The organism is Acinetobacter sp. CY81 (assembly GCF_059515925.1).
The window spans coordinates 1-17,736 of record NZ_JCAKNC010000009.1; the positions used below are offsets into that span (position 1 = coordinate 1).

Consider the following 17,736-nt stretch of genomic DNA (forward strand, 5'->3'; position numbering starts at 1 on the left):
AAACGACTGTTTGGGGTTGTATAGTCAAGTAATTAAGTGCATGTGGTGGATGCCTTGGCAGTCAGAGGCGATGAAAGACGTAATAGCCTGCGATAAGCTCCGGGGAGGCGGCAAATATCCTGTGATCCGGAGATTTCTGAATGGGGAAACCCACCTGTCATAAGGCAGGTATCGTATGATGAATACATAGTCATACGAGGCGAACGAGGGGAAGTGAAACATCTCAGTACCCTTAGGAAAAGAAATCAATTGAGATTCCCTTAGTAGCGGCGAGCGAACGGGGAAAAGCCCATTAAGTCATATAAGTTCTAGTGGAATGCTCTGGGAAGTGCAACCGTAGTGGGTGATAGTCCTGTACACGAAAGGGCTTATATGATGATGTCGAGTAGGGCGGGGCACGTGAAACCTTGTCTGAATATGGGGGGACCATCCTCCAAGGCTAAATACTCCTGACTGACCGATAGTGAACCAGTACCGTGAGGGAAAGGCGAAAAGAACCCCTGTGAGGGGAGTGAAATAGATCCTGAAACCGCATGCATACAAGCAGTGGGAGCCGGCATTGAGTCCGGTGACTGCGTACCTTTTGTATAATGGGTCAGCGACTTACATTCAGTAGCAAGGTTAACCGAATAGGGGAGCCGTAGAGAAATCGAGTCTTAATAGGGCGTTTAGTTGCTGGGTGTAGACCCGAAACCAGGCGATCTATCCATGAGCAGGTTGAAGGTTGGGTAACACTAACTGGAGGACCGAACCCACTGTCGTTGAAAAGCCAGGGGATGACTTGTGGATAGGGGTGAAAGGCTAATCAAGCCTGGTGATAGCTGGTTCTCCCCGAAAGCTATTTAGGTAGCGCCTCGGACGAATACCATTGGGGGTAGAGCACTGTTTCGGCTAGGGGGTCATCCCGACTTACCAAACCGATGCAAACTCCGAATACCAATGAGTACTATCCGGGAGACAGACTGCGGGTGCTAACGTCCGTAGTCAAGAGGAAAACAATCCAGACCGCCAGCTAAGGCCCCAAAATCATAGTTAAGTGGGAAACGATGTGGGAAGGCATAGACAGCTAGGAGGTTGGCTTAGAAGCAGCCACCCTTTAAAGAAAGCGTAATAGCTCACTAGTCGAGTCGGCCTGCGCGGAAGATGTAACGGGGCTAAAACTATGTGCCGAAGCTGCGGATTTGCAATTTATTGCAAGTGGTAGGGGAGCGTTCTGTAAGCCGATGAAGGTGTATTGAGAAGTATGCTGGAGGTATCAGAAGTGCGAATGCTGACGTGAGTAACGACAAAGCGAGTGAAAAACTCGCTCGCTGAAAGACCAAGGGTTCCAGTCCAACGTTAATCGGGGCTGGGTGAGTCGACCCCTAAGGCGAGGCCGAAAGGCGTAGTCGATGGGAAATTGGTTAATATTCCAATACTTCTGTGTAATGCGATGAGAGGACGGAGAAGGTTAAGTCAGCCTGGCGTTGGTTGTCCAGGTGGAAGGTTGTAGGCATGTATCTTAGGCAAATCCGGGGTACTCTATGCTGAGAACTGATAGCAAGCTGCACTTGTGCAGTGAAGTGGCTGATACCATACTTCCAGGAAAAGTCTCTAAGCTCCAGTTACACAGGAATCGTACCCGAAACCGACACAGGTGGTCAGGTCGAGTAGACCAAAGCGCTTGAGAGAACTCTGCTGAAGGAACTAGGCAAAATGGTACCGTAACTTCGGGAGAAGGTACGCTGTCGACGGTGATGGAATTTACTTCCTGAGCGGTTGACAGCCACAGAAACCAGGCCCCTGCAACTGTTTATTAAAAACATAGCACTCTGCAAACACGAAAGTGGACGTATAGGGTGTGATGCCTGCCCGGTGCTGGAAGGTTAATTGATGGGGTTAGCGTAAGCGAAGCTCTTGATCGAAGCCCCAGTAAACGGCGGCCGTAACTATAACGGTCCTAAGGTAGCGAAATTCCTTGTCGGGTAAGTTCCGACCTGCACGAATGGCATAATGATGGGGGCGCTGTCTCCAGCAGAGACTCAGTGAAATCGAATTCGCCGTGAAGATGCGGTGTACCCGCGGCTAGACGGAAAGACCCCGTGAACCTTTACTGCAGCTTGACATTGAACTTTGATCTTACTTGTGTAGGATAGGTGGGAGGCTTTGAAACTCGGACGCTAGTTCGAGTGGAGCCAATCTTGAAATACCACCCTGGTAATATTGAGGTTCTAACTCTGCTCCATTATCTGGAGCGAGGACCATGTCTGGTGGGTAGTTTGACTGGGGCGGTCTCCTCCTAAAGAGTAACGGAGGAGTACGAAGGTGCGCTCAGCGTGGTCGGAAATCACGCGTAGAGTATAAAGGCAAAAGCGCGCTTAACTGCGAGACCCACAAGTCGAGCAGGTACGAAAGTAGGTCTTAGTGATCCGGTGGTTCTGTATGGAAGGGCCATCGCTCAACGGATAAAAGGTACTCTGGGGATAACAGGCTGATACCGCCCAAGAGTTCATATCGACGGCGGTGTTTGGCACCTCGATGTCGGCTCATCTCATCCTGGGGCTGAAGCAGGTCCCAAGGGTATGGCTGTTCGCCATTTAAAGAGGTACGCGAGCTGGGTTTAGAACGTCGTGAGACAGTTCGGTCCCTATCTACCGTGGGCGTTGGAAATTTGAGAGGATCTGCTCCTAGTACGAGAGGACCAGAGTGGACGAACCTCTGGTGTACCGGTTGTGACGCCAGTCGCATCGCCGGGTAGCTATGTTCGGAAGGGATAACCGCTGAAAGCATCTAAGCGGGAAGCCTACCTCAAGATAAGATTTCCCAAGGACTATATGTCCTCTAAAGAGCCGTTGAAGACTACAACGTTGATAGGTTGGATGTGGAAGCATAGTGATATGTGAAGCTGACCAATACTAATTACTCGTGAGGCTTGACTATACAACACCCAAACAGTTGTTGTATAAAGCTCAATTGATTCGATATTCATCAAAACAGCTTGATTCAGAAGCCCGTTAGTATGACAATATTCAACTCAGATATAATCTGTTAATAACTCATTTGGTAGAAAGCTCAGGCACTTTATAAGACCTAAGCAAGTATCCATAAACAGTTGTGCTGGCGACAATAGCAAGAGTGAACCACCTGATCCCTTCCCGAACTCAGAAGTGAAACCTCTTTGCGCTGATGGTAGTGTGGGGTTACCCATGTGAGAGTAAGTCATCGCCAGCTCATTATTCCTAAAACACCCTGTCTTAATGAGGCAGGGTGTTTTTTTATGTGCGGAAATTGAAGATTAAGTAAAGAAGAAATTTTGGAATTTTAGTTTTAAATTTACTTTATAAATGTTTGATTGATTAGAACTATTTAAAATGTCATTCAGATGAAATTGATTTGTCATCAACTCAGCATATAAATATTAAGTTCACAATAAATAGCTTTAAGAACTTATGAAATTTTTTATGACTGCTGCCTTAGCAATAACGGTTACAACATTGTTAGGATGTAATGATTCTGATGAAAGAGATGTTAGGGAATCAACTCAAATCAAAGAGCCAACCTTAGTATCATTTGCTAGGCTTGATGTTAAGACTTATGCAGATGGTCCGGAATCAGGTAAATACGTAAAAGGTGCAAATGGAATTTTCCCGATGTTTCCTGGACAGCCTGTACAAGGCTTTTCAGCAGCATTAAAAAATAAAGACGGGACTTATTTAGTGATGTCAGATAATGGATTCGGTGCTCAAGATAATTCATCAGATTATCTGCTCCGATTACATCACATTTCAGCAGATTTCAAAAAGTTGAAAACAGGGACAGGACAAGTTAAGCATCTTTCCTACATTCAACTTCTTGATCCAAATAAGCTTATTCCATTTGAAATCACTCATAATTCAACAACTGATCGATTGTTGACAGGTGCTGACTTTGATCCAGAGTCTATGCAACGTACTTCAAATGGAGATATCTGGATTGGTGATGAGTTTGGTCCTTATTTATTACATTTCAGTGCTGATGGAGTTTTATTAAGCCCTCCGATATCTCTACCAGATCCTAAGCTTCAGGGTTCAGAGCTCAGATCTCCACAAAATCAACTGAATAAGAACCCTAATTCATTTATACAACCGCTTGTGCAGCGTAGTGGTGGTTTTGAGGGTATGGCTATATCGACTGATGGAAAGTATTTATATCCTTTGTTAGAAAAACCTTTAACGACAGAATCTCAGTCCCGTTTGGTTATTTCTGAATTTGATATCGCTCAAAAGGCCTATACTGGAAATATTTATTATTTTGATTTGAATAGTAAAGCTACGGCAATTGGAGATTTCCAATTATTTAGTGATAAAGAAGGGATTATCATTGAAAGAGATGATACCGAAAATAATTTAGGTGGGTATAAAAAACTGATTAAAGTTAAATTTAATCAGTATGGTGAATCTGTTCAACGGGAAGATTTAGTCAATCTTATGGATATTGCCAATCCGAATTTACTGTTTGGTACGCCTAGAGAGGGTGATATTGCAGTTGGCCAGCGTTTTGGTTTTCCATTTCAAACCATTGAAGATATTATTATTGAAGGACCTGATTTAATCACAGTTTTAAATGATAATAATTTTCCAGGTTCGAGCGGTCGTAATAAAACCTTAGCAGATGATAATGAAGTAATTCAGATTCAGTTAGCTAAGCCTTTATATTAGTGTTCTAAATGTAACGTCGCTCTTATTAGTTATTACGTTACTTGTGGTTCTATTCACTTCTCTAAAATTATAAAGGCCCCATCCGTAGATGAGGCCTTTGTATTCGTTGCTTTTGCATGACTCCTGTTTTTCGCAATTCCTTATGCATTTTTTCTTTATTATTCTAATTTTAAACTAATTGTTATTATTTTTTCCTTAGGAAACGTCCTGTTTCACTATAACTAAATCATATTTAATTTTTAAAATGAGATCTATGCGTCAATTTATTCAATTGTTGTAAGCTATAGCTTACAAAGAAATGGTAAAGACTTTTAAAGACTGTATGATTATGAAAAATATCATTTAAAAAGAACAATATTTATAGATGTTCATATTGGCAAGTACTTTATTTAAAAATTAAACAGTCACATGCTAAAGTAAATGAAAGATTCATGAGATAGATTGAGAGTATTGTGGCTGACTTAAAGAATAAAAACATTTTAGAATTTCCATTATATGTTGCTGGAAAAGCTTCAAATACAGGGCAGTGGCTTGAGGTTCATGATAAGTTTTCTGGTGAGGTCTATGCTAAGGTTGCTTTAGCCGATGCTGTAACTATTGAAAAAGCAATTGCTTCAGCATTAAAAGCAGAGCGTGAAATGGCGACATTAAAACCATTTCAAAAACAAAAAATATTGCTACATTGTGTAGCCCGATTTAATGAACAGCGTGAAGAATTAACCAATATTTTAATTGCTGAAGGTGGTAAGCCTCGTAATGCTGCAAGTGCTGAAGTAGAGCGTTTGATTAATACCTTTCAAATTGCGGCAGATGCGGTATCGCAATTGGATGAAGGGCGTTTAATTCCATTGGCGGTGACTCAAGCGGCATCAAATTATACAGGTATGGTAAAACATGTTCCGATTGGTGCCGTGTCTTTGATTAGCCCATTTAATTTCCCACTGAATTTGACTGCACATAAGATTGCACCTGCGATAGCAGCAGGTTGTCCTTTTGTTCTCAAACCTGCCAGTTTAACGCCTATTTCAGCACTTAAAATTGCTGAAATTTTAGCTGAAACGGATTTGCCAAAAGGGGCATTTTCGGTACTTCCTTGTCAGAGAGAGCATGCAGATGTTTTAGTGACTGATGACCGGTTTAAATTACTGAGCTTTACAGGTTCTGATCAAGTGGGATGGGACATGAAAGCGCGTGCAGGTCGTAAAAAAGTCACTTTGGAGTTAGGTGGTAATGCTGCAGTATTGATTGAGCCTGATACTGAAATTTCAGATGCCTTGATTGATCGTATCATTGGAGGTGCATATGGTCATGCAGGGCAAGTTTGTATTAGTGTGCAACGAATTTTAGTACATGCTGATATCTATTCAGAACTCAAAAAGAAATTGGTTTCAAAGCTCAAGAAAATACAAGCGGCAGATCCAGCGCTGACATCCACTTTAGTTGGCCCAATGATCAAAGAGAAAGAGGCAGTACGGTTAAAGAAATGGGTCGATAAAGCAGTAAAGAAAGGCGCTAAAGTACTTTCGGGGAATGTACTTAATGGGGTGTTATTTGAGCCAACATTACTTGAAGGTGTAGATGAAAACCTTGAAGTCTATAAAGATGAAGTGTTTGGCCCTGTTGCGATTATTGAAAAATATAAAGACTTTGAAAAAGGCATCGCCAAAATTAATTCGAGTCGTTTTGGGCTTCAGGCAGGTGTTTATACCCAAAACCTTAATAAAATGATGTATGCATGGGATCAACTCCATGTTGGTGGCGTGATTATCAATGATATCCCTTCATTCCGTGTCGATAACATGCCATACGGTGGTGTTAAAGATTCAGGTTTAGGACGAGAAGGTATTCATTCAGCGATTCGGGATATGCAAGAAGAGCGTTTATTGGTGATTAAGCAGTAACTATGTTGAAACAGAACAGGGAGCAATTGCTCCCTTTTTAAATGCTATGATTTTAAAAATTAAATATAAGAATGGACAATAATGAAACTCAAATTTAGCACTTTTTTCATTTTAATAATGAGTTTAGTCATTAATATGCAGGCACTTGCGGTTAAATCTCAGCAAATTGTACTTGATGCACGTCAGCAAATTGGGAAAACGCTTTACTATGATCCAGCATATACCACTTTGAAATATCCTATGGGTGATGTACCTATGATCAAAGGTGTTTGTACCGATGTCATTATTCGTGCATTACGTCTGCAAGGAGTCGATTTACAAAAGTTAATTCATGAGGATATGAAAAAGAATTTCGCTGTCTATCCGAAAAAATGGGGTCTTAAAAGTACAGATCGGAATATTGATCATCGTCGCGTCCCGAATATCATGACCTATTTCAATCGACAAGGTTATGAAGTTAAAGATAAAAATTACAAAGCAGGGGATATTGTTACTTGGGATTTGGGTAAGGGATTGGTGCATATAGGCATCATTTCAAACCAGAAATCTTTAGTGAATTCGACGCCTTTGGTGATACACAACATTGGATCAGGAACCCAAGAAAATAATATTTTATTTGATTATAAAATTACAGGGCATTATCGAATTGCTAAAAATTAAACAGGATCAATCACATTTTTACAGTTGGCTTTAGTTTGAAAAAAGAAATTTATTAAAAATAAGAGTAAAACATCAGGGAAATTGAGTACAAATTACAGAAATAAAAGTGCAAAAGAGGTATTGTTACACCATTAAACAGTAATTTTATTGATGATCTTTAACCAAGGTTTTGAATAAAAATTTACTGGTTTGTGATAATAACGATGGTGCTCAAAAGGCATAGTTTTATTCAAACAACAATATTTTAAAATTGCTCCTTCATCTTGCTTCATTATCACAACGAAAATAAGAGGCGGTGAAGGTCTATACAATATTAGGTGTTTTATGACAGATTCTCGTGAAAACTGGACGTCACGATCAGGTTTTATTATCGCAGCTGTAGGTTCAGCTGTCGGATTAGGGAATATTTGGCGCTTCCCATATGTCGCTTATGAAAATGGCGGTGGTGCCTTTTTAATTCCTTATTTAATTGCATTAATTACCGCAGGTTTACCCCTGTTGTTTTTAGATTATGCAACAGGTCATAAAAGTAATAATTCACCCCCTAAAGCATATCGTGCCTTATTCAAAGGCGGTGAAACTTTAGGCTGGTGGCAGGTCTGTGTATGTATCATTATCGGTCTGTACTATGCCAGTGTCTTAACCTGGGCGGGAAGTTATGTGTATTTCTCGGTTGGACAAATGTGGGGAAGTGATCCTGAAAACTTCTTCTTCAATACATACTTACAGACATCAAAAGCAGCAAGCTTTGATTTTCAATTCGTAGGGCATTTATTTTGGCCGATTACTGCGATTTGGGCACTGACCTTAGTCATTCTCTATGGTGGTGTTAAAAAAGGCGTGGAATTATCTAATAAAATTTTCATGCCTTTATTATTTGTTTTATTTACGATTTTAGTAATCCAAGCGTTGCGTTTACCAGGTGCTGTAGAAGGCTTAAATGCATTCTTTACACCAAACTGGTCTGCGATGTGGGACTATAAAGTTTGGTTAGCCGCTTATGGCCATACCTTCTTCTCACTATCTGTAGGCTTCGGGATCATGGTGACTTATGCATCGTATCTTAAACCTAAAACCAATTTAACAGGCTCTGGTTTGATCGTCGGTTTTGCCAATGCATCTACTGAAATTTTGGCAGGTATTGGTATTTTTGCTGCTCTTGGTTTCATGGCCTTAATGGCAGATAAACCTGTAGATCAAGTGGTGAGTGGTGGTATTGGCTTAGCATTTATTGCATTCCCGAAAATCATTTCAAGCTTAGGTGCTGGCGCAGATTTATTCGGTTTATTGTTCTTCTCTTCTTTATTTGTTGCAGGTATTTCTTCTATGGTAAGTATCCTAGAAGTTCCAATTGCAGCAATGCAAGATAAGTTGAAATGGAGCCGTAAAAAAGCAGTGACCATCATTGGTGGTACGAGTGCAATTGTTTCAATTGTATTATTTTCAAGTGTGAACTCGATTAAACTGGTTGATATTGTCGATCACTTTATCAATAACATCGGGATCATTGGTGGTGCATTAATCTCTATTATTTCTATCGCTTGGTTTAAGCGTTCAGCTTTAATTGAACTTCGTGACCATATCAACCGTATTTCTACTGTACAGCTTGGCAAAGGTTGGGCTTTCACCCTAAGTGTAATCACATCATTGATTCTATTGGTGACGCTGTGCTTGACGATCTTTAACTTGATCAAGAATGGCTATGATACTTATAGCTCAAGTATGCTGATGATATTTGGTTGGGGTAGTGTGATTTTCTGTGCGGTTGTTGCATGCGTATTAAGTCAAATGAAAGATCGAGAGGGGAACTAATATGAATACTTCTGCAATCGTGATGATGATCATTTCAATCGTTTTTTTATGGGGTGGATTAATTTTATCCATTCTGCATTTAGTGAAAAATCCAGAAGAATTAGATGATGTTTTGGAAGATGTAAAAGATCAGCATACACTTTAATTATTTAAAATTAGACAAAAAAGCAGGCTGATATCAGCCTGCTTTTTTTATGATTATGCAGTTTTTTCGATGAGACAGTAGTAGAAACCATCGCCACGATCATTTTCTGGGAATAACTGACGACCGTGAATCTGCTCAACACCCCAATCTGCTTCAATTTTAATTTCTTTCGCATCAGCATGTTCAGCAAAGAATTGAACCATCTGTTGTTCATTTTCAGCTTTTAAAATTGAACAGGTGATATAAAGCAGCGTGCCACCAACTTTAAGCTGTTGCCACATATTGTTTAAAATTTGCTTTTGAAGCTCAACAGTTTTCACAATATCTGTTGATTGACGAAGTAAACGAATATCGGGGTGACGACGAATCACACCAATCGCAGAACAAGGTGCGTCAAGAACAATACAGTCTACTTCAGATGGTGCCTTCCATGTTGTTGCATCTGCTGTAACGATTTCTACGTCTGCATATTCATTTAAACCAAGACGCTCTAAATTTTCAGAAACACGAACGAGGCGTTTAGCATCTTGATCAATGGCATATAACTTTTTAGGGCTATATTTTTCCAAGATATGCGCAGTTTTACCGCCTGGAGCTGCACATGCATCAACGACGACTTTACCTTCTAGGTTAGGAAGTAGCGTTGCACACAGTTGTGCATGTTCGTCTTGAACAGAGAATCCGCCTTCTTCATAACCTGGAAGATTCGGAATATGTACATTTTGCTCAAGTACAATACCGACATCAGACAGTTCACAAGCACGTGCTTCAAAACCATCTTCTTCCAAAATTTCTAAATATTCAGCACGACTGACTTGGTTCACGTTGACACGAAGTGTCAAAGGAGCAATCTGCTTTAAATTGTATGAAATTTCAGGCAATTGATCCGCCCAATCTTTTTTCAAACGTTTGAACAACCAACTTGGTAAGCCATGTGCTTGCTCAAGACCCGCTGAGAACTCTTCTGTTTCACGTGAAACACGACGAAGCACAGCATTGACCAAGCCACTTAGTGGTTCAAATCCAAGTTGCTTCGCAGCAGTGACCGTTTCAGAAATCGCTGCATGGGCAGGAACGCGAGTACAAAGCAGTTGATATAAACCAAGATATAAACAGCTTTCTAAAGCTTCATTTTCTAATGGCTTAGTCAGCAGAGGCAAAGTGATGGCTTTTAGACCATGCCATTGGCGTAAACAGCCCAATGTTAACTCATGATATAAACCACGATCACGTTCTGACACAATATTGATGTGTTGATTTAACACAGATGCAAGTGATTGACCATTTTGAACAGCCAACAAAGTCTTTACAACTTGCGCACGCAAATTCAAATTTTTTGCTGATGATTGAATTTGACTCATGCGAATTTATATCCTACCGATAGTTTTTGGGTTTGGTTAATTTGAACTGCATTTAAAGCTTTGCCACCAGGCCATTGCAAGTTGGTTATGCAAATAGCTTTTTGATCACCACACATCACATGAACACCGTCATGATCGAGTGCGATCACTTCGCCTGCGACAGCCGAATTTGAAACCAGTTTAGATAAAGATGAATTCCAAACTCTGAGATTGTTGGTTTCATCTAAAGGTGTAAAAGCGACTGGCCAAGGATTGAATGCACGAATATTGAGATTAATTTGCTCGGCAGACTGCGCCCAATCAATTTGGGCTTCAGCTTTAGATAACTTATGCGCATAGACAGTGAGGCTCTCATCTTGAACTTCACGTATGTCTAAATAATGTTGTAGCGTTTCTTCGCTTTTTAAAACTTCAACTAAAGCTTCAGCACCTTGGATTGCAAGTTTGTCATGTAAGGTGGCAGAAGTATCTGATGCATCAATTGGACAGATGGTTTTGAACATCATGTCACCTGTATCGAGTCCAGCTGCCATTTTCATGATGGTCACACCTGTTTCAGCATCACCTGTTGCAATCGCACGTTGAATCGGGGCTGCACCGCGCCAGCGTGGCAACAACGAACCATGAATATTCAGACATGCATATTTTGGTGTGTCGAGTACCACTTGAGGCAAGATTAAACCATATGCTGCTACAACCATCACATCCGCATTTAAGGCAGCAAGTTCTTGTTGTGCTGCTAAACCTTCTACGGTCGATGATTTAAAATGTAAAGGTTGATACACAGGTAGACTGTGTTCTAACCCCAAGAGTTTAACTGCAGATGCTGTTAGTTTTTGACCTCGACCTGCTTTGCGGTCAGGCTGTGTATAAACACCCACAATTTCATGTTCTGTTTTGATTAATGCTTCAAGCGCAACAGCAGCAAATTCTGGTGTTCCAGCAAATACAATTTTCACTCAATTCATTCCGAAAAATCTTCGCAACATTATAAACGAAAATGAGTCAAAACCCGCATTAAGGTTGTATCAGAACTTATTTTTGATAAATTAAATTTATATAAAATTTAAATATTATTCATGAAAGTTTTGTATTTTATCGCTCATTAAGGGTTTATATTAGCTTTAGAGATCCTTTTATATCGTTTCGCTGGAGTCAATTTTCTTCAGATCATTCAAACATTCTGCAGATGCAACGGGCACATGCTTCATCTCTAAAATGTAGTATGATGTGATGAAAATAAAGCTGAAATTTAAGTTCATAGATGATCGACTCATAAAGTCATTCAGCTCACGATATGATTACGAATTAGCCAAAGGTAAGCCAGACGGTTTTACTTCAAGCTCAAATATGCTGGAAAAATACAATGCCTGATTATCGTTCAAAAACATCGACACACGGAAGAAATATGGCTGGCGCACGTGGCTTATGGCGTGCAACAGGAATGAAAGACGAAGATTTTGGTAAGCCAATTATTGCAGTCGTAAACTCATTTACCCAATTTGTACCGGGCCATGTGCATCTTAAAGATTTAGGGCAGTTGGTCGCACGTCAAATTGAACAAGCAGGCGGCGTAGCAAAAGAATTTAATACCATTGCAGTAGATGATGGAATCGCGATGGGCCATGACGGCATGCTGTATTCATTGCCTTCACGTGACTTGATTGCAGACTCAGTAGAATACATGGTGAATGCACACTGTGCAGATGCAATGGTCTGTATCTCAAACTGTGACAAAATCACACCGGGAATGCTGATGGCAGCAATGCGTCTTAACATTCCAGTCGTATTTGTTTCAGGCGGGCCAATGGAAGCGGGTAAAGTCCAAATCCGTGGTGGTGAACAAGCGATTGACCTTGTTGATGCCATGATTGTCGCTGCAGATGACAACTACACAGACGAAGAAGTAAAAGCATACGAGCGTTCTGCATGTCCAACATGTGGTTCATGTTCGGGGATGTTCACTGCAAACTCAATGAACTGCTTAACAGAAGCTTTAGGTTTGTCTTTACCGGGTAATGGTTCTACGCTTGCAACACACGCAAACCGTAAAAAATTATTCGAAAAAGCAGGTCAGTTGATTGTTGAAATCACTAAACGTCATTATGAGCAAAATGATTACAGCGTATTGCCACGTAATGTTGCCACTAAAGCATCGTATGAAAATGCCATGACTTTAGATATCGCAATGGGTGGTTCAACCAATACTGTATTGCATTTATTGGCGGCTGCGCATGAAGCGGAAGTTGATTTTACAATGGACGATATCGATCGTTTATCTCGTAAAGTACCTGTGTTGTGTAAAGTTGCACCTGCCGTTAAAAACGTACATATGGAAGACATTCACCGTGCAGGCGGTATCATGTCGATCCTTGGTGAATTAGACCGTGCAGGTTTATTGGATACATCTGTTCCAACGGTTCACGAAGCAACCTTAAAAGATGCCTTAGATAAGTGGGATATCATCCGCACTGAAGACGAAGACGTGTATAACTTCTTTAAATCTGCTCCAGGTGGCGTACCAACACAAACAGCATTCTCACAAGACCGTTATTACACACGTTTAGATGGTGACCGTGAAAATGGCGTGATTCGTAATGCAGAACATGCATTCTCTAAAGATGGTGGTTTGGCTGTGCTTTACGGCAACATCGCATTAGAAGGCTGTATTGTTAAAACTGCAGGCGTTGATGAATCTATTTTAAAATTCAACGGTACAGCACGTGTTTTTGAAAGCCAAGATTCTGCAGTAGAAGCAATTTTAGGTGGCAAAATTGTTGCAGGCGATGTGGTGGTGATTCGTTACGAAGGTCCACGTGGTGGTCCGGGTATGCAAGAAATGCTTTACCCAACAAGCTATTTAAAATCTAAAGGCTTAGGTAAAGATTGTGCATTATTAACGGATGGTCGTTTCTCTGGTGGTTCATCTGGTCTTTCAATTGGTCACGTTTCTCCAGAAGCAGCGGAAGGTGGTGCGATTGCATTGGTTGAAGATGGCGACCGTATCGAAATTGATATTCCAAACCGTACCATTCACTTGGCAGTTGATGATGCAACTATGGCGCACCGTCATACTAAACAAGAAGCAAAAGGTTGGAAGCCTGCGGAAGAGCGTCCACGTAAAGTCTCTAAAGCATTGAAAGCTTATGCAATGCATACCACAAGTGCTTCAAAAGGCGCGGTACGTGATATCTAATTTGATTTAGGCTTAATAAAAAAGCACTCAATGATGAGTGCTTTTTTTATGAGTTGAATTATGGGTTTTTCTAAAAATGAATCAAAATTGATCATGCTGTTATTTATTCTTGCACTGTAAATCATTGAACTATTGGTGTTGAATTGTTATAAGTTTTGCATCAGTATTTTATTTTTTTAAATTAGATCTAAATCTGCTGTGATGGGTAGTTTGGATATTTGGTTATTTTCATCGAGGCTTGATTCATGTCATTGTTACGCCGTTGGTTCGATCCCCTTCGATCGAGTTGGTTTTATCAAAAACCAATTCGCCAAGAGCCATTGTCGATTGAGCAAGGATTAACGATCTACTTACGCTTAGATGATGTATATAGCTATTTGGCCGTACAACAATTGGGTCAGTTGAATGAAATTTTGAGTGACGATATTAAACCGCTTAAAATAATTATTTCTGATACTGCCGCAGAACCTCCGAATGAAATGAGCGCTGATGAATGGCGTGATTATAGTTTACGTGATGCACAGATTTTGGCACATCAACATCGATTTGCTTATGACAATGAAAAACCTGAATTACCCAATGCCGAAGCCTTAAAACAAGCAGAAACAATTCTTCGTAAAACCCCGCTTAAAGATCAAAATTTCTTATATTTACTCGAAGACGTATTCCATATGTTGTGGCAACAACAATATGGCAAATTACGCACACTCTATGTTTTAGCCACGCAACATCAACATGATCAAGAATTGCCTGAACGGCAATTTAATCATAGTCCTGTTTTGGCCAGTTACTTTGCAGTCGGTGGACGTAAGTATCATGCTGTAGATGACTTATTACGTCTGACTAGGCGTCTCAAAAAACAAAAATTGCTGACGGATAATCCTATTTTTCTGATTAATCATATCGAATGGCGTGAACATTTGATGAATGATGCAGAGGAACTCAGCGAAATTCAGGCGATGAATCCTGAGTTAGATTTGTATATTGCCTTAGAAGATCCAATTTCTTGGTTATTATTGGCGTATATCAAAGAAGAACTTGCTGATTATTATGATATAGCACTCAATGTTTATCCTTTAAATTATCAAGGTCGTGATATTTTTGATTGGAGTTTAGCAACCCGTCTATCCAAGCGTACTGATGTAAAATTTACACCTTTTTGTCGTCCGAATGAAGCAAGTACATTGCAGATGGCAAAACTGTTTTACAGCGTAAATGAAGAACGCCGTACAGATGCAATGTATGAAATTTTGCAGGCGGTATGGTCAAAAGGCAAAGATCCGTCATATCGTGCGCACTTCGAGCAGTTGCAACATGATTTAGACATTGATCAGATCACCACAGAAGACATTGAAAAGAAACTGAAAGACAATGAATTGATGTGTGAAATGAAATCTCAACCTGATTTTCCCGTGATTGAGCTTAGAATTGATGGTAAAAGTTATGTATTTAATAGCTTATATCGCGTTTGGATGATTGAAAGTATTTTCAGTAATGTGTTAGAACAAAAGTATAAAAGTGATAATGAACTAGAGCACAAACAGGAAGAATCAATTGAAGATGAAGAGAGAGAAGTGTGAGTCACTGATTCAAGCCCGTGAAAAAATAAATGAGATCGATCAGCATTTAGTTGAGCTTATTGCAGAACGTCAATTCTATGCTGATCAGGCATTAAGATTTAAAAAATCAGTACAAGATATTCAATCTCCTGAGCGTGTCGAACAGGTGCTACTCAAGGTACGTGATTTGGCTACAGAACAAGACTTAGATCCAGTTTTAGTCGAAAAAATCTATCGTGAAATGATTCAACATTTTATTCAAAGAGAATTGAAAGAATTCCGCCCTTAGTTTTTTAAATGAAGCTGGTAAATCCAGAGCTCATTATTGATTCAAAAGCTATTGAACAAAATAAATCTCTAAAAAAGCATGTTTCAGTTTACTGAACCATGCTTTTTCTTTTTAAAGATTTCAGTAGATGAATGAGCCTCAATCTAAGGTTGAGGCTACTGCTGAACTTCATGATTCTTTATTCTCTTAGATTTATATAGCATAGCAAAAATTACAATTAGCTTCAGTAACTAGAGTTTGAATATGCTCGCATTTGTTATCGCTGTATTTGCCATTGCAGGCATGATCAAAGGTACGATTGGCTTAGGTTTACCGGCTGTATCCATGGCATTACTGACTTTATTGATGAGTCCATTTCAAGCGGCAACACTCTTAATCATTCCATCCTTAGTCACCAATATTTGGCAATTGTTCGCAGAAGGGCACGTACTTCGACTCATTCGCCGATTTTGGAGTTTATTGCTTGGTATTGTTGTCGGCACGATTTGGAGTATATTTCCAACTTTAGGGCAAGGGGAGTTCCAAAGTGAAATACTCTTGGGTGGCATGCTTGCTTTATATGGCGCTTATGGTTTATTTGCTAAAAACATGCCGAATCTAGCCCCTCATGAAAAATGGTTATCCCCCTTCATTGGCTATTTAGGTGGTGCACTTACTGTTGCCACGGGGGTCATTGTGATTCCGGTCGTGCCATTTTTACAGTCTTTACATTTAAAGCGGGATGATTTGGTTCAATCACTTGGATTGGCGTTTACAGTATCGACGGTGTGCTTAGCGATTTATTTATATCTAAATCCAGTCGATCAGATGAATATTGATTGGAAAATGTCCCTGATTGCGTTAATACCTGCACTCATCGGAATGTGGTTTGGCACCAAAATTCGTTATCGAATTCCTGAGCAAAAGTTTCGAAAATTGTTTTTCTTAGGGTTAGTTTTATTCGGCAGTTATATGGTTTTGCATCAGTTGGGATGATGGCGCAACGATTTAAATAAGATGCTTCCACTTTTACTCACGACTCAATGCCAGATTGGTTCAAAAATTATTCTATTGGCAAACTAGCTAATCGAGAGATTAGCTTAGGGCTAAATTGAGTCGTTGAGCAATTAAGAATTGGCTAAAATGTTGATACTGAGAAGAAAGAGCATCAAAGTTTTGTGTAGCCAAGAGTAATTTACGATTTGCCCATGCACCTTCTAACTCTCTAAAGGCAAAATCATAATGGGCTTGTAAGCGCAAAGCTGCACGTTTAGGAATGATCGCAATGCCAACATGGTTGGCAATCACATGAGCAATCGCAGAAAAATTAGGTAGTCGTAAGCGATACTGAATTTCATATCCGAGCTTTTTGGCTTGGGTTTCTACAGATTGTTGTAATGAGTGATGTGGCATTAAGCCAACAAGCGGTTCACTGAGAATCTGATCCAGTGTTAAAGAAGAATATTGAGTCAGAGCATGTTGTGGTGAGCAGATAATCACTAAAGGATCATCAGCAAAATCTAAAGTTTGAAGTTCACCAGCATCAAAAAAATTAGAAATTAAACCAAGTTGTGCCACACCTGTTTGAAGCGCATAGATAATATCGTTGCTTTCAGCTTCTTTTAAATCAATTTGAGTTTTCGGATTTTCGAGTAAATATTGTGGCAATAAAATGGGTAAATATTCACTCTGAGCAGAAGAGTTACACCATAGGGTCATGATATTTTGTTCAAGCGTTGAAAATGGCAACATGACTTGCTGAAGTTGACGAGATTGCTGAATAACCAACTGAGCTTGTTGCGCAAAAGTTTGACCTGCAAAGGTTAAAGTGACGCCTGAGGCATGTCGTGTAAACAGTTGAACCATAAATTGCTGTTCAAGTTTTTTGATACGTTCACTCGAGGCTTGTAGAGAAATCGCAGAGCGTTCAGCACCTTTAGTTAGGCTGCCTGTTTCAACAATATTTAAGAATAGCTCTAAGTCAAAAAGATCGAGGCGCATCCGCGTGGTCATATTATCCAGTTAATGACCATCATACTGAATTTAATCAGCGGTAGGGTTGTTTTAATTGAATAGCAAGATGGGTTAAAGCGTTTTTAAAATACACATTGATCCGTTTCAATTGAATAAGAGAAAAGGAAAAACTGCGATAAAAAAA

The 17,736-nt window shown here is 40.0% G+C and carries 12 protein-coding genes and 2 rRNA genes; 11 read left to right on the forward strand and 3 right to left on the reverse strand.

The window, feature by feature from the left end; translation table 11 throughout:
• The first annotated feature begins 22 nt into the window (after window positions 1-22).
• The 7 genes from AC5YDM_RS10725 to AC5YDM_RS10755 all read left to right on the forward strand — a co-directional run bounded on the left by AC5YDM_RS10725 (window position 23) and on the right by AC5YDM_RS10755 (window position 9,194).
• A 23S ribosomal RNA gene (locus AC5YDM_RS10725) occupies window positions 23-2,919 on the forward strand.
• Between the two features lie 176 nt (window positions 2,920-3,095).
• A 5S ribosomal RNA gene (rrf, locus tag AC5YDM_RS10730) occupies window positions 3,096-3,210 on the forward strand.
• A gap of 230 nt (window positions 3,211-3,440) precedes the next feature.
• Window positions 3,441-4,676, forward strand: coding sequence for an esterase-like activity of phytase family protein (locus AC5YDM_RS10735; RefSeq protein ID WP_496152105.1), 1,236 nt, complete (start codon window positions 3,441-3,443; stop codon window positions 4,674-4,676).
• 452 nt (window positions 4,677-5,128) lie between these two features.
• Complete coding sequence (locus AC5YDM_RS10740; protein ID WP_496152106.1) at window positions 5,129-6,577, forward strand: aldehyde dehydrogenase family protein; 1,449 nt, start codon at window positions 5,129-5,131, stop codon at window positions 6,575-6,577.
• Between the two features lie 117 nt (window positions 6,578-6,694).
• Window positions 6,695-7,237, forward strand: coding sequence for a DUF1287 domain-containing protein (locus AC5YDM_RS10745; protein WP_496152107.1), 543 nt, complete (start codon window positions 6,695-6,697; stop codon window positions 7,235-7,237).
• Between the two features lie 324 nt (window positions 7,238-7,561).
• Window positions 7,562-9,049 (forward strand): sodium-dependent transporter, encoded by a 1,488-nt coding sequence (locus tag AC5YDM_RS10750; RefSeq protein ID WP_496152108.1) that lies wholly within the window; start codon window positions 7,562-7,564, stop codon window positions 9,047-9,049.
• Between the two features lies 1 nt (window position 9,050).
• The gene (locus AC5YDM_RS10755) at window positions 9,051-9,194 is read left to right on the forward strand and encodes a methionine/alanine import family NSS transporter small subunit (protein WP_496152109.1); all 144 of its coding nucleotides are present in this window, start codon (window positions 9,051-9,053) and stop codon (window positions 9,192-9,194) included.
• A 53-nt stretch (window positions 9,195-9,247) separates the two neighbouring features.
• On the opposite strand, the gene rsmB is transcribed toward AC5YDM_RS10755, so the two are convergent.
• Window positions 9,248-10,555, reverse strand: a complete 1,308-nt coding sequence (rsmB, locus tag AC5YDM_RS10760) for a 16S rRNA (cytosine(967)-C(5))-methyltransferase RsmB (RefSeq protein ID WP_496152110.1) — start codon at window positions 10,553-10,555, stop codon at window positions 9,248-9,250.
• A complete protein-coding gene (fmt, locus tag AC5YDM_RS10765; protein WP_496152111.1) occupies window positions 10,552-11,514 on the reverse strand; it encodes a methionyl-tRNA formyltransferase in 963 nt (320 codons plus the stop codon). Before fmt ends, rsmB begins: the two co-directional genes overlap by 4 nt.
• Window positions 11,515-11,921: 407 nt before the next feature.
• On the opposite strand from fmt, the gene ilvD reads away from it, so the two are divergent.
• The 4 genes from ilvD (at window position 11,922) to AC5YDM_RS10785 (ending at window position 16,574) form a co-directional block, all read left to right on the forward strand.
• A complete protein-coding gene (gene ilvD / locus AC5YDM_RS10770; RefSeq protein WP_496152112.1) occupies window positions 11,922-13,751 on the forward strand; it encodes a dihydroxy-acid dehydratase in 1,830 nt (609 codons plus the stop codon).
• Window positions 13,752-13,996: 245 nt separating this feature from the next.
• Entirely contained in the window at window positions 13,997-15,331 is a 1,335-nt protein-coding gene (locus AC5YDM_RS10775; RefSeq protein ID WP_496152113.1) for a hypothetical protein, read from the forward strand.
• Window positions 15,312-15,599 (forward strand): chorismate mutase, encoded by a 288-nt coding sequence (locus AC5YDM_RS10780; protein ID WP_496152212.1) that lies wholly within the window; start codon window positions 15,312-15,314, stop codon window positions 15,597-15,599. Before AC5YDM_RS10775 ends, AC5YDM_RS10780 begins: the two co-directional genes overlap by 20 nt.
• A 243-nt stretch (window positions 15,600-15,842) precedes the next feature.
• Window positions 15,843-16,574 carry a sulfite exporter TauE/SafE family protein gene (locus AC5YDM_RS10785; RefSeq protein ID WP_496152114.1) on the forward strand — a complete coding sequence of 244 codons (732 nt, stop codon included), beginning with the start codon at window positions 15,843-15,845 and terminating at the stop codon, window positions 16,572-16,574.
• Window positions 16,575-16,673: 99 nt separating this feature from the next.
• Here AC5YDM_RS10785 and AC5YDM_RS10790 read toward each other — a convergent pair whose 3' ends face one another.
• On the reverse strand, window positions 16,674-17,579 hold the full coding sequence (locus AC5YDM_RS10790; RefSeq protein WP_496152115.1) for a LysR family transcriptional regulator: 906 nt from the start codon (window positions 17,577-17,579) through the stop codon (window positions 16,674-16,676).
• Window positions 17,580-17,736: the final 157 nt, after the last annotated feature.